The sequence below is a fragment of the Comamonas sp. 4034 genome (assembly GCF_050434545.1).
GTDB lineage: Bacteria > Pseudomonadota > Gammaproteobacteria > Burkholderiales > Burkholderiaceae_C > Comamonas > Comamonas odontotermitis.
Genome location: NZ_JBNDIT010000002.1, coordinates 90,723 through 103,973, shown reverse-complemented (window position 1 = coordinate 103,973; position 13,251 = coordinate 90,723). Strand labels below are relative to the sequence as shown.

Sequence of the window (13,251 nt, the reverse complement as noted above, 5' to 3'; positions counted from 1 at the left end):
GGTTCAGAAAGCTGCAAAAAAGCGGACAAGGCGCTGAAGCAGCCATTGTCCGCGAATCCACCACCCGATAACCCGTTCTACCGCTGCACGCCCCAGCGCCTGACGGTGACCCGCTCCAGTTGGTGAAAGCCCAAGGTCTCCACCAGGAGGCCGATGATGATCACCAGCGCCAGCCCGGCGAACACCTGGTCGGTGTAAAGCTCGTTGCGGCTTTGGAAGATGTACCAGCCCAGGCCCCCCTTGCCCGACGAGGCGCCGAACACCAGTTCTGCCGCGATCAGGGTGCGCCAGGCAAAGGCCCAGCCGATCTTGAGCCCCGACAGGATGGAAGGCAGCGCCGCAGGCACCAGAATCTGCAGCACATAGCGCACACCCCGCAGGCCATAGTTGCGGCCCGCCATGCGCAAGGTGTCGGGCACAGACTGAAAGCCCGCGTAGGTGGCCAGCGCCAGCGGCCACAGCACCGAATGCACCAGCACCACCAGCAGGCTGCCCTGCCCCAGACCAAACCACAGCAGCGCCAGCGGCAGCAGGGCAATGGCGGGCAGCGGGTTGAACATGCTGGTCAAGGTAGTGAGCAGATCGCGCCCCCATTGGCTGGAGACAGCCAGCACCGTGAGCAGCAGCGCCCCCGCCACGCCCAGTACATAGCCCTGCACCAGAATGCCGAGCGACACCGCCGCCTTGGCCAGTAGTTCGCCATTGGCCAGGTCGCGCACCAGGGTGGCGGCGGTCTGGGTGAAGGTGGGCAGCAGCAGGTCGTTGTCCTGCCAGCGGGCGGCAACCTCCCATACCAGTGCCAGCACGGCCAGGATGATGGCCTTGCGCAGCAGCGGGTGCTGCAGCAGCCGTGTGGCCAGTGGCAGCGCGCGCACCTGGATGTCGGCGGGTGCAGCAGGCAGCGCGTATTCAGCCTCGGGCCGGATGGGCGGCTGCTGCTGGCCGCTGCCGGGTGCGGAAGAAGGCGCGCCACCGGCAGGGGCGATTGCGGCAATCGTGACGGATGTCATGGGAGTCCTTTCATGCCGCGCGGCGCAGGCCGCCATCTGGAACATTTGCGATGTTTTTGGCCGCTGCCACCCGACTGGCGCGCGCCTCATCATCAATATCTATAGCAAGCTCTTCTTCAAACAACAGCCGGTGAATGCGCTGGTGCGCGGCCTGGAAGGCGGCGCTGCCGCTGCTGGCCAGATCAAAGCTGTGGGCGTTGATCTCGGCGCGCAGGCGCCCGGGGTGCGGCGAGAGGATGGCAATGCGGTTGCCCACCACCAGCGCCTCTTCGATCGAGTGGGTGACGAACACCAGGGTAAAGCGCAGCTCGTCCCACAGCGCCAGCAGCTCCTCCTGCATGCGGCGGCGCGTCAGCGCGTCGAGCGCGGCAAAGGGCTCGTCCATCAGCAGCACCTGGGGGTGCATGGCCAGCGCGCGCGCAATGGCCACGCGCTGCTTCATGCCGCCAGAGAGCTGGTGCGGGTGCACATCGGCAAAGCGGCTGAGGCCCACCTTGTCCAGGTACCAGTCGGCGCGCTCGCGGGCTTCCTTCCGGCTGGCGCGGCGCGAGGCGAGCAGCGGAAACATCACGTTCTCGCGCACGGTCTTCCAGGGCGGCAGCTGGTCAAATTCCTGAAACACCATCACCCGGTCCGGCCCCGGGCCGTGCACCGGCGTGCCGCCCAGGCGAATCGCGCCCTCGCTCACCGGAACAAACCCCGCCATGGCCTTGAGCAGGGTGGATTTGCCGCAGCCCGAGGCGCCCAGCAGTACAAAACGGTCGGCCCCGTGCACGCCAAAACTCACCTGGTGCGTGGCCCGCACCACGCGCTCGCGGGTGGCGTAGTCGATGCTGACCCGGTCTACCTCCAGCAAGGCGCCACTGCGCTGCGGCTCCGAGCCCGCTTGTGGATAAGTTTGTGCAGAAGCCGAGAGGCGACCCGCCAGCTCCGCCTCTGCCTGGCTGGCAAAAGGCTCGGCCGCGCTGCGCAGCCAGGCAGAGGGGCCCACGGCCACATCGCTGTCCTGCCCGCCTGCATCACGCCCCAGACCACCCAGATTTCCCAAAGCAAAATTTCGCCACATGTCTGTTCTCCATCGTGCTGTGCGCCACAAGCAGCGCATCCAACCGGCGTCGCCCATCTGCGAGACAGCGAGGAAGCGCCGCCGCGCACCGAGGCTGTCGTCCCCCTGCCCGCTTTGCGCAAGCAAAGCGAGAGCGGGGGGGAAGGCGCGCAGCGCCTCAGAGTGGTGCTCCGATCAACTCCCTCCGGCAATGCGTGGGTCGTCAAAGAAGTAATCCTTGGCGGCTTCCGGCCGGGTCTTGATGACGCCGACCTTGTACAGAAACTGGCCCAGGCCCACCGTGTTCTGCGGCTGGATGGTGAACTGCACCAGCGGGTTCTTCAGAATCTGCAGTACCAGTGCCTTGTCCACCTTGCCGCCGCCACCGCTCTTCAAGAAGATGTCGGCCGCCTTGTCCGGGTTGGCCTTGATGAACTGTGCCGATTCGTCAAGCGCATCGACAAAGGCGCGGTAGGTCTTGGGGCTCTCCTGGCGGAACTTCTCGGTTGCGTACAGCACCGTGGATGAAGCGGGGCCGCCCAGCACGTCGTAGCTGTTCAGTACGATGCGGGCGTTGGGGTTGCCCGCCAGCTCCAGCTCCTGAAAGGGCGGGTTGCCAAAGTGCGCGCTGATCTCGGTGCCGCCCTTGATGATGGCTGCCGCTGCATCCGGGTGCGGCAGGGCCACCTGCAGCTTGTCGAGCCGCTGGTATTCCTTGTCGCCCCACAGCTTGGCCGATGCGTACTGCAGTACGCGCGACTGCACCGAGACACCCACCGCCGGTGTGGCGATGCGGTCCTTGTCGGTGAAATCGGCAATCGTCTTGACGGCCGGGTTGTTGCTGACCAGGTAATACGGAAAGTTGCCCAGCGAGGCCACGCCCTTGACGTTCTGCTTGCCCTTGGTGCGATCCCACAGCGTGAAGAGCGGCGCAACCCCTGCCCCTGCGATATCGACGTTGCCGGACAGCAGCGCGTCGTTGACCGCCGGCCCGCCCGAGAACTGCAGGTAGTTGACCTTGATGTCCACGCCCTGGGCCTTGCCGTGCTTCTCGATCAGCTGCTGGTCCTGCGCCACATTGAGCAGCAGGTAGACGATGCCGTACTGCTGGGCAATGCGCAGCTGGCCTTCGGCCGCCTGCGCCACGCCGGTGCCCAGCCCCCACAGCAGGGCCGTGGCGGCCAGCACGGCGGCCGCGTTCTTGCGGGCACCACGCAGGGCGCGGCGGCGGCTGGCGGCAGAGGATGGCTGCGCGCTGTCCGCTATGGTTTTTGAATGTTCTTGCTTCGATTGGCGAGCGGCAGGCGCCCATTGGTTGCTGAATTTCATGGCTTAAATACGATGCGAGGGGTAAATGGCCCCGGCAGGCGCACCTTGCGAGGTGCGAGGAGGCGCGTGAAGGTACGTGCCGGGGGCAGGGCGTCAATCGCCGCGAAGAGGCAGGAGGTGAAAGCCGTTGAGGGGCCGCAATGGCCGCGCTTTCCATCTGGCATCAACACGCGGCAGCCATGCACATCGACATCAAAAACAGGAGCTGTCCGCGCTTTCTGGATGGGCGCGATAGGTTGTTTTCATTCAAATTCTTCATACCGGCACATCGCCTTCGATGGTGGTTCGGTAGAGCTTGCGGCGCTGCCCCTCGGGCACGCCGGTGGCCAGGTGCAGCACGGCGCGGTTGTCCCAGAACAGCAGATCGTGCGGCTGCCAGAGGTGGCGGTACACAAACTGCGGCTGCGTGCTGTGTGCAAACAGCTCGGCCAGCAGCGCGTCGGACCTGGCCTGCGGCAGCCCGACGATGCGGGTGGTGAAATGCTCACTGACAAAAAGCGCCTTGCGCCCGGTTTCGGGGTGCGTGCGCACCACCGGGTGAATGGCGGGCTTGACCTCGGCCACCTGCTCATCGCTCAGCTTGGGGCGGAACGGGTTGCGCGCGCGCAACTCTTCGTACTTGAGCAGATAGCTGTGCTCGGCAAGCAGGCCCGCCAGTTGCTGCTTGAGCGTGTATGGCAGCGCGTCGTAGGCTGCCACCTGATCGGCAAACAGGGTATCGCCGCCCACCTCGGGCAGCTCCTGCGCGTGCAGGAGCGAACCCAGGGCTGGCTTGGGCTTGTACGACAGGTCGGAATGCCAGTACGCCCCGGCATCCCCCAGCCCCGTGGGCTGGCCGCCTTCGATGATGTTGGAGACCACCAGAATCTCGTCATGCTGATCGAGCTTGAAATTGCGCAGCACATGGCGCTGCAGCGGGCCAAAGCGGCGGCTGAACGCAATGTGCTCAGCCGGGGTGATGCGCTGGTTGCGATACACCACCACGCTGTGCTGCAGGTGCGCCTCGTGTAGACGGGCAAAATCGTCGCTGCCAAGCGGCTCGGCCAGATCGAGCCCCACCACCTCCACACCCAGGCGGCTGCTGGCTCCATCGGGCTGGCTGATGGGGCGCACTTCAAACGCGGGGCCGGCAGCGCGCGCTGGCGCCTGGCGCAGGGCCGAGTCCGGTACCGGGCGGCGGAAGGAGAACGGGTGAGCGGTCAGGGCATCGAACAGGGCAGACATGGCGGCTTCCTCAAGGGGCGGTGGCAAATCCATCGCGGTGATGCCACTGTAGAAGCCACTCCATAAAAGCAAAACGAATAAAAATGGCTATCTTTATGCAAATTTTGCAGAATGCGGCCGTACCCCTGCCTGCCTCGTCATCGCCCTTTCATGTTGGGCAGCCATACTGGAGGCTGCCGGTGCGCAATGAGCCATTCTGTACGGCACCAGACGCCCGCCTCGCCTGCTCCGCGTGCGGCGCTGGCGCGGTATGTCAGGGCTCTGCACCGGCAGCCAGCGAATGCTTACCAATTTTCGTCAAAAAGACAGGTTAATTGCCACTCATAACGACATAATGCATTTCATTCCTCCATGAATGCGTGTGTTATGACGAATTTCACCCCATCTTCGCCTCCATCCACGGCCCAGAGTCGGCGCCAGTTTGTCCGCCAGATGGCTGCGGGCGCCTTGCTGACCGCCGGGGCGGGCCTGGGGGCTGGACAGGTGGGGGCCGCGCAGGAGCGCCTGTTTGCCAATCCGTGGTTCAAGACCATGCAGCGCAGCCTGGGCGACAACACGCAGGTGGCCCTGCTGTGGTGGACGGTGGCCACGCACGTACAGCGCGCAGCCCATACCATGGGTTGCGCCCTCGGACAGCAGCGGCTGGCGGATATGGAGTGGGAAACCCTGTTTCAGGTCAGCATCGACCAGGATGCCCGGCAGTTCCATCTGCTGCCAGCCATCCAGCAAAGCTATGTACAGCCCTGGGGTCTGGCTGCAGAGGCCGCCTGGAACACACTCGACGCCACCTTGCAGGCCCGCTGGACGATGTGGCTCAACTCCGACCTGGCCGCGCCTGTCTTCAACAGCCTGCGTGCCGAGGAAATCACCCTCTCCTGGGGCCAGCCCAACTGGCCGATCGACCCGAGAAGCGGCATGGTGGTGGCAGCCCCGATGCTGGTGGCTGCCCATGCGCTGCGCCAGTTGGGCATGCACCATGCCGTCACCGAGGTGATCCGCCAGCTCGATGCCAGCGTCGCCCAGGCCTGGCTGCAATTGCACCCCGGGCGCCAGCTGACGGTGGATGACCGCCGCTGGCTGCACCCGCTGGCATCGGCATTGCAGCAACTGGCTCCGGTCATCACCCAGGGCTTGGCGCAAACCGCCAACCAGCAGTGGCCCCAGCGCATCGACTGGCTGCAAGGCCCGCTGGGCATGGTGCCTGCCCAGTGCAGTTTTGTGACGCGCGGCGTCGTGGCCGCGCCCATGCTGTCCGCCGATTTTGTGCCCACCACGCTGGGACGCTACTGCAGCAGATTGGGATAACGCCCTCCGCCCGGGCTCGGAACGTGTTGATGTTCTCAGAGCCGGTGCATCCGGTCGCCCTGCACAAAACCTGCGGCGTCCCAGAATGGCACGCCCTTGGCCAGCAGGCCTGGAAGAACCTGCCCCATCTGCCCTGCCGTCGTCTTCATGACCCATAACAACAACCTATTGATCTTGGCGTAAATAATCAAATCTTCTTGATCACTGATTCCCTGCCATGTCGCCCTCAGTCCAGTCCTTGTCGATCACCTCCCGCCGCCAGATGTTGGTTGCCACACTCAGCGCCGTTGCAGGGTCTTCGCTGCATGCCAAGGCACCACTCAAAGCCAGTGAATCCCCGCTGCGGGAAGTACTTTATCGAGGTCTGGGGGACGACATGCAAGTGGCACGGCTTTGGCTGCTGCTGGCCGAGCAGGCACAGCGCGCGGCCGTCCTGTCTCGCTGCAAGCTGGGGCAGCGGCCACTTGCCGAGCTGGAATGGGAGCCCGATTTCCAGGCGGCGCTGATGCAAGACTGCCGGCAAATCCACACGCTGCCGGTTTTTCAACGGGTATTCGTACAAACCTGGCTCGAAGCCACGGATCAGGTCTGGAGAGAGCTTTCCTCTCAGGAGCGCCAGCGCTGGAGCAACTGGCTTGCAGCGCCTGAAGCCTCATCTGCACTCCAGAGCATGCGCGCAGAGCGTCTTTTGAGCCATTGGTCGGAACCGGACTGGAACGTGGATGCCCGCACAGGCACTCCGACAGCGATACCCATCATTCTGGTCGTACAAGGGCTGCGTCAGGCGGGTGTTCTCCCCACCGTCATTCAGGCGGTGACACAGGCCCAGCCCGAGCTGGGATCGCAATTGATGAAAATCAACGCTCAGTATCTGAGAAACCCAAGAACCAGCAGGACGCTGCTGGATACCAGCAAAAAGCTGCCCCAATATGCCCAAGCCATTGGCGACCACTACATGGCCCTGGCAGACAAGCGGTGGCCTGCCCGCGTCAGCTGGGGAGACGGGCCTCTGGCAAACCACCCGCTGCAATGCGATTTCGTGCTGCAGGCAGAAATAGCCAGGATAGCGGGAGATGACGCCAGGAAATTGCGCCCAGCCGACTACGCCCCGGCAGCACTTGCCAAATACTGCAGCTAGCGCTTGTTGCCTGTTTACAACCTGTGCATCCGGTCGCCCTGCACAAAGCCTGCGGCGTCCCAGAATGGCACGCCCTTGGCCAGCATGATGGCCTTGAAGAACTCGCCCATCTCGTGCTCCAGCATCAGCTTGGCGGCCTTGCTGCGGGCGATGACGTCGAGCGTCTCCATCTTGGCGGCCAACCCGCAGTTGATGAGGAAATGCGCCTGGCTGGTGTAGCCCAGCACGTCAAAGCCCGCATCCTGCGCTGCCACGGCAACGCCGGTGAAGTTGACGTGGGCCGTGAGGTCCTTGAGGCCGATCAAGGCGAGCGGATCGCTGTCCACCTGGTGCAGATGGTGGCAGACCAGCGTGCCCATGTGGCGCTGCGGGTGGTAGTACTCGCTCTCGCCAAAGCCATAGTCGATGAAGATGGCCGCGCCGCGCGTCATGCGGTCGCCCAGGGTGGCGACAAAGGCTTCGGCCTGGGGGTGGATTTCGGTCAAGTAGTCGGCACCGGCGGGCAGATCGGGCTCCACGGGCGGACGCAGCACGGTGGGGCGCTCGGCCCAGCCGAAGCTGATGGCGTCGCCCTCCTGCGCCGCCACCACCACGCCGCGCTCCAGCCACACGCCCTGGCGGCGCAGCAGCAGCTTGACAGGCATGGCATCGAGCACCTCGTTGCCCACCACCACGCCTTGCAGTTGCGCAGGCAACTCACTGGCCCAGCGCACCTTGTCGCCAAAACGGGCCAGCCGCTCCTGCTGGCGCGCGCGCAGGCTGCCCGACAGATCAACAATGGTGTAGCCCGTGCAGGCATCGCCCAGCGCAGACAGGATCTGCTCGGCGAGCGCACCGGTGCCTGCGCCAAACTCCCATACCTCGCTCGTCTGGGTATGGGCAAAGGCATCGTGCACCTGCGCGGCCACCAGCTCGCCAAACACGGGCGAGAGCTCGGGCGCGGTGACGAAGTCGCTGCCCTCCTCGGGCATCACACCGAATTTGCTGCGCGTGTTGGCGTAGTAGCCCAGGCCCGGCTCGTACAGCGCCATGCGCATGAATTCATCAAAAGCCAGCCAGCCGCCAGCCTGGGCAATAGCCTCAGCCACGCGTTTGGCGAGCACAATCGTTAAACTAGAGGGTTCTGTATTCACCCCTGTATTGTCGCTGTTCACACAGTGCCTGCCATGTCTTTGCCTTCTTCGACCCCACGCACCGTACTGGTCACCGGCGCTGCCAAGCGCCTGGGGCGGGCCATTGCGCTCGATCTGGCAGCCCACGGCTGGCAGGTGGCCGTGCACTACCGGGGATCGAAGGCAGATGCTATCGAAACTGCAGCTGCTTGCGCAGATCTGTCGGGCGCCAGCGGCTACTTTGATGCAGATTTTGAGGAGGAATCGGCCGTGCGCGCACTGCTGCCCCGGGTGGTGGATGAACTCGGGCCGGTCGATGCCGTGGTCAACAGCGCCTCGCTCTTCGAGCACGATACCGCCGCAGATTTTGGCTACGCCGCACTGGAGCGCCACATGCGCAGCAACACGGGCGCGCCGCTGGTGCTGGCCCAGGTGCTGCACCAGCACATCGCCCAGCGCGGCGGCAATGCGCAAGGCGTGGTGGTGAACCTGCTCGACCAGAAGCTGTGGAACATGAACCCTGACTTCGTCAGCTACACGCTCAGCAAGGCCGCGCTGGAGGCAGCAGGCACCCTGCTCGCGCAGGCGCTCGCGCCGCTGCTGCGTGTGGTGGGCGTGGCCCCGGGCCTGACCCTGACCAGCGATTACCTGACGGACGACAAGTTCGAGGCCCTGCACCGCATGAGCCCGCTGGGCCGCTCGTCCACCCCGGACGACGTGGCAGCCACCGTGCGTTTTGCGCTGGAGAACCGGTCGATCACCGGCACCACCTTGCTGGTGGACGGCGGCCAGCACCTGATGCGGTTTGACCGCGATTTTTCGATGATGTGACGGCAACAACGCCACAACGTCTGCTTTTATGACAACATTTGACACCGGGTTGCAAACCCTGACGCTGACCGGCCTGCGCTTTGATGCCAATCTGGGCATCCTCGCGCACGAGAAGGTAGACCCCCAGCCCATCCAGGTCGATGCCGAGCTGAACCTGGGCCAGCAGCCGCTGGCCCCCAGCGACGACGACATCATGCATGTGCTGGACTACCGCAAGGTGCGCCAGATCATCATCGACGAATGCACGGCCGAACACGTGAACCTGCTGGAGACCCTGATTGGCAAGCTGGCGCAGCGCCTGATGCTGCTGCCCAATGTGCGCGGCGTGCGCATCAAGATTGCCAAGCTGGAGATTTTTGACGATTGCGAAGTTGCAATTCGCACCGAAACCGGACAATGGTGACCCCATGAACGCACCCACTGACACCGCACAACTGCAAGCTGCCGCCAGCCAGGGCTGGAATTTTGACGACGAGGCCGACCAGGCCGAAGGCCAGGCGGGCGATGCCGTCTCGAACGAAAAGCGCCTGAAGATCCAGCGCGAGAACCACAAGCTGGAAAAGCGCCTGTGCCGCGAAGTGGCCCGCGCCATTGGCGACTACAACATGATCGAGGACGGCGACAAGGTGATGGTCTGCATGTCCGGCGGCAAGGACAGCTACACCCTGCTCGACATCCTGATGAAGCTGCGCGCCCGCGCACCGATCAAGTTCGACATCGTGGCCGTCAACCTCGACCAGAAGCAGCCCGGCTTTCCCGAGCATGTGCTGCCCGAGTACCTGAAAAGCGTGGGCGTCGATTTCCACATCGAGAACCAGGACACCTACAGCGTCGTCAAGCGCGTGGTGCCCGAGGGCAAGACCACCTGCGGCCTGTGCTCGCGCCTGCGCCGCGCCATCCTGTACAAGGTGGCCGACCAGCTGGGCTGCAACAAGGTGGCCCTGGGCCACCACCGCGACGACATCGTGCAGACCTTGATGCTCAACATGTTCCACGGCGGCATCATGAAAGCCATGCCCCCCAAGCTCGTGAGCGACGACGGCAAGCATGTGGTGATCCGCCCGCTTGCCTATGTGCCCGAAAAAGACACCGAGCGCTGGGCGCAGTACCGCGATTTCCCGATCATCCCCTGCAACCTGTGCGGCAGCCAGGAAAACCTGCAGCGCCAGATGATTGGCGACATGCTGCGCGAATGGGACAGAAAGCACCCTGGCCGCGTGAACAACATGTTCCGCGCACTGCAGCACGTCATCCCCACCCATCTGGCCGATACCAAGCTGTACGACTTTCAGAATGCCAAACCCACGGGCGTGGCCGATGAAAACGGCGACAAGGCGTTTGACCACGACGAATTGCCCGCCGCCCCCAGCCTGCCCGGCGGCATGCAGGTGATCCAGCTGGGCTGACGCACCATGGCCTTGCAGCATCCACGCTCTCCCCGGACTGACAGATGCTGCGCCTTGTACCGCGTCCTTGTGCATGCGCTGCGCCCTCTGGGGCCGGCGCATTTGCTTTTGGTGCCGGGCGCGGGGGCCCCGGAGGTTGGCATACCGGCGGAGAATCTCCAGGATCGCGTTTTGAAGGAGGCGATATGAACCTATCCCTACCAGGCGGCCAGACCGGCAGCCTGCATCGCAGTGTGCTTGCCTGCACATTGCTGCTCTCGGCCCTGTGGCTGACCGGTTGCGCCAGCGTGCGCAATGTGGAAAGCGAAGTGCAGAGCTATTCCACACTGGCCGAGTTGCCCAAGCCCCCCACCTACCGCCTGCAGCTCCTGCCATCGCAGCAGGCGCAGGGCGCCGCCTTTGACAACGTGGTGCAGCAGGCGCAAACCTCGCTCGCAGGCGTAGGCCTGCAGCGCGATGATGCCCAGGGCACCCTGGTGGCCCAGATTGCCGCCGAGGCGCGTTACATTCCTGACAGCTGGCTGCTGCCCGGCAGCCCCTATGCACCCTATGGCCCCTACGGCGGCTTTGGCTGGGGTGCCGGGTTTGGCTGGCGCGGCGGCATGATGTGGCGCGACACCGGCCCCTCGCTGCACTACCGCGCCGTGCAACTGACCTTGCGCGATTTCCAGACGCAGCAGGTGGTGTACGAAACCTCGGCCCGCTACGAAGACGTGTGGGTGGACGACAAGGTGATCTACCGCATCCTGTTCGACTCTGCACTCAATGGCTTTCCCAAGCCGCCCACTGGCGTGCGCAAGGTGACCGCCACCGTGGGAGCGCCCCCTGCAGGCAACGCCGCACCAGCGGTAGTGAAACCCTGACGACATGAACGCCACCCGGATCATTGCCATTCGCCACGGCGAAACCGACTGGAACCTCGGCGCCCGCATCCAGGGCCACACCGACATCGCACTCAACGGCACGGGCCGCAGGCAGGCCCTGCAGATGGCGGCTGCCCTGGCCGACGAGCCGCTGCACCACATCTACAGCAGCGATCTGCAGCGTGCGCTCGCCACGGCGCAGGCCCTGGCAGATGCCAACGGCGCCCCGCTGACCATCGACGCACGCCTGCGCGAACGCTGCTTTGGCAGCTATGAAGGCCAGCGCTTTGCCGATATCGAAGTCTCCGACCCCGATGCTGCACTGCGCTGGCGCAAACGCGATCCAGCCTTTGCACCGCCCAGTGGGGAATCCCTGCAGGATATGCAGGCACGCGTAGCCCATGCCGTCGACGCACTGGCCCGGCAGCACCTGGGCCAGCAGATTGCCATCGTGGCCCATGGCGGGGTACTCGACACCTTGTACCGCCTGTCCACACACCAGGGCCTGCAGGCTCCCCGCACCTGGGAGCTGGCCAACACCAGCATCAACCGCCTGCTCTGGACCCCCGACAGCGGCCTCGCCCTGGTGGGCTGGGGAGACACCAGCCACCTGCAGCAGACCGGTCTGGACGAACTGGCCGGGTGATGCAGCCGGATGATGCGGTCGGGGTGGGCCCTTTTGCAGAAACGGATGGCGGCGAAGCAAGTATTAACAATTTTCAATGAGGGGTGCGCCCAACCATTGCTTTTGTGCACATCAGCATCATTTGCGATTCAAGAAGAGATTCCGATGGAATTACCGCAATTTATCTCCAATGGCGATATGAAAATCGATGTATATTTGCAATTGAACGCAGGAATAACACTCGATTACTTTTGACAAAACATGCTGCTTGCACCTGGAGGCGCCCAGTGCCACCATGCCGCAGCATGCCTGCTTGTCGTACTGAACCGATCTGGCTTTTATGACCGACGCTGAACCGCCTCGCAAATCTGCACCAACGCCCTCGCTGCGCCAGTTGAGCTGCTTCAAGGAGGTGGCCAATCACCGCAGCTTCAGCCGTGCCGCGCAAGCGCTCTCCATGAGCCAGCCCGCGTTGTCGTCGGCGATCCGGGAGCTGGAGAACCTGCTGGGAACACCTTTGTTCGACCGCAGTACCCACCATGTGCGGATGACACCCGCAGGCGAGGCCGTGCGCCCGCAGGTGGAGTGGATGATCAACAACTTCGTGCAGGGCGTGCAGGATCTGCAGCAGTTGCTCAAGTACCAGGCCGACACGGTACGCGTCAGCTGCATTCCGTCGGCCATCCATCTGCTCGCCCCATGGCTGGCCATCTGGCAAAAGGAAAATCCGATGGTTGACCTGCAGTTGCAGGATCTGCGCAACGAGGATTTGCTGCACTCGGTGGCCAATGGGGGCTCCGACATCGGTCTGGGCCTGGAATTCACCGTGCCCTCCACCGTGGATACCCAGTTCGTTACCGAAGACGAAGTGATGGCTGTGATGCCCGCCAGCCACCGCCTGGCCAAGATGCCTGAGCTGCGCTGGACGGATCTGAACGACGAGCCGCTCGTCATCCTCTCGCGCGGCAGCACCTATGAAATGATCGTGTCGGTGCTGGAGCAGCAGGGCGTGGGCATCAGCCACACCGAAACCCTGACCTACACCGAATCGCTGTACGCCCTGGTACGCAGCGGCCTGCGCATCGGCCTGATTTCGCGGCTCTACACCCAGTGCCATGTCGACAACGACCTGGTCACCATGCCGCTGAAGGCGCCCCTGCTGTCGCGCCGCATCTGCCTGATGACGCGCAGCGCCCATGGCAACCGCCGCCCGGTGGTGCAGCAATGCTGGGATTACCTGTGCAGCAACATGGGCAGCAGCGTGCCCAGCCCCAAGACCAGCAAGCGGGGCCACGGCCTCTGAACACGGGCTGCGGTGAGCGCCGCAGCGCTGCGTTCACCCCTTCTGGCCGATGAAGGTGCA

Annotated in this window: 14 protein-coding genes; 9 read left to right on the top strand and 5 right to left on the bottom strand. The window is 64.2% G+C overall.

The window, feature by feature from the left end:
• Positions 1–77 precede the first annotated feature (77 nt).
• The 4 genes from ABIE32_RS03035 to ABIE32_RS03020 all read right to left on the bottom strand — a co-directional run bounded on the left by ABIE32_RS03035 (position 78) and on the right by ABIE32_RS03020 (position 4,608).
• Entirely contained in the window at positions 78–1,010 is a 933-nt protein-coding gene (locus tag ABIE32_RS03035; protein WP_429013821.1) for an ABC transporter permease, read from the bottom strand.
• Positions 1,011–1,020: 10 nt separating this feature from the next.
• On the bottom strand, positions 1,021–2,076 hold the full coding sequence (locus ABIE32_RS03030; protein ID WP_429013819.1) for an ABC transporter ATP-binding protein: 1,056 nt from the start codon (positions 2,074–2,076) through the stop codon (positions 1,021–1,023).
• A gap of 174 nt (positions 2,077–2,250) precedes the next feature.
• Positions 2,251–3,384: an ABC transporter substrate-binding protein gene (locus tag ABIE32_RS03025; protein ID WP_429013816.1), complete on the bottom strand. Its 1,134-nt coding sequence runs from the start codon at positions 3,382–3,384 to the stop codon at positions 2,251–2,253.
• Between the two features lie 255 nt (positions 3,385–3,639).
• The gene (locus ABIE32_RS03020) at positions 3,640–4,608 is read right to left on the bottom strand and encodes a TauD/TfdA dioxygenase family protein (protein WP_429013814.1); all 969 of its coding nucleotides are present in this window, start codon (positions 4,606–4,608) and stop codon (positions 3,640–3,642) included.
• A 366-nt stretch (positions 4,609–4,974) separates the two neighbouring features.
• Here ABIE32_RS03020 and ABIE32_RS03015 point away from each other — a divergent pair, with 366 nt between their 5' ends.
• Together ABIE32_RS03015 and ABIE32_RS03010 are read left to right on the top strand one after the other, a co-directional pair.
• Entirely contained in the window at positions 4,975–5,913 is a 939-nt protein-coding gene (locus ABIE32_RS03015) for a hypothetical protein (protein ID WP_429013811.1), read from the top strand.
• Positions 5,914–6,130: 217 nt separating this feature from the next.
• Positions 6,131–7,051, top strand: a complete 921-nt coding sequence (locus ABIE32_RS03010) for a hypothetical protein (protein ID WP_429013809.1) — start codon at positions 6,131–6,133, stop codon at positions 7,049–7,051.
• A gap of 14 nt (positions 7,052–7,065) precedes the next feature.
• On the opposite strand, the gene ABIE32_RS03005 is transcribed toward ABIE32_RS03010, so the two are convergent.
• The gene (locus ABIE32_RS03005) at positions 7,066–8,184 is read right to left on the bottom strand and encodes a class I SAM-dependent methyltransferase (protein ID WP_429013806.1); all 1,119 of its coding nucleotides are present in this window, start codon (positions 8,182–8,184) and stop codon (positions 7,066–7,068) included.
• Positions 8,185–8,217: 33 nt separating this feature from the next.
• On the opposite strand from ABIE32_RS03005, the gene ABIE32_RS03000 reads away from it, so the two are divergent.
• The 7 genes from ABIE32_RS03000 (at position 8,218) to ABIE32_RS02970 (ending at position 13,191) form a co-directional block, all read left to right on the top strand.
• Positions 8,218–8,994 (top strand): SDR family oxidoreductase, encoded by a 777-nt coding sequence (locus ABIE32_RS03000; protein WP_429013803.1) that lies wholly within the window; start codon positions 8,218–8,220, stop codon positions 8,992–8,994.
• Between the two features lie 28 nt (positions 8,995–9,022).
• Positions 9,023–9,397 (top strand): dihydroneopterin aldolase, encoded by a 375-nt coding sequence (locus ABIE32_RS02995; RefSeq protein ID WP_224153137.1) that lies wholly within the window; start codon positions 9,023–9,025, stop codon positions 9,395–9,397.
• 4 nt (positions 9,398–9,401) lie between these two features.
• Positions 9,402–10,400, top strand: a complete 999-nt coding sequence (gene ttcA, locus ABIE32_RS02990) for a tRNA 2-thiocytidine(32) synthetase TtcA (RefSeq protein ID WP_224153136.1) — start codon at positions 9,402–9,404, stop codon at positions 10,398–10,400.
• A gap of 185 nt (positions 10,401–10,585) precedes the next feature.
• Positions 10,586–11,263: a DUF4136 domain-containing protein gene (locus ABIE32_RS02985; protein WP_429013800.1), complete on the top strand. Its 678-nt coding sequence runs from the start codon at positions 10,586–10,588 to the stop codon at positions 11,261–11,263.
• 4 nt (positions 11,264–11,267) lie between these two features.
• Entirely contained in the window at positions 11,268–11,909 is a 642-nt protein-coding gene (locus tag ABIE32_RS02980; protein ID WP_429013797.1) for a histidine phosphatase family protein, read from the top strand.
• Positions 11,910–11,954: 45 nt separating this feature from the next.
• Positions 11,955–12,143 carry a hypothetical protein gene (locus ABIE32_RS02975; RefSeq protein ID WP_224153133.1) on the top strand — a complete coding sequence of 63 codons (189 nt, stop codon included), beginning with the start codon at positions 11,955–11,957 and terminating at the stop codon, positions 12,141–12,143.
• An 85-nt stretch (positions 12,144–12,228) separates the two neighbouring features.
• Complete coding sequence (locus tag ABIE32_RS02970) at positions 12,229–13,191, top strand: LysR family transcriptional regulator (protein WP_429013794.1); 963 nt, start codon at positions 12,229–12,231, stop codon at positions 13,189–13,191.
• Positions 13,192–13,251: the final 60 nt, after the last annotated feature.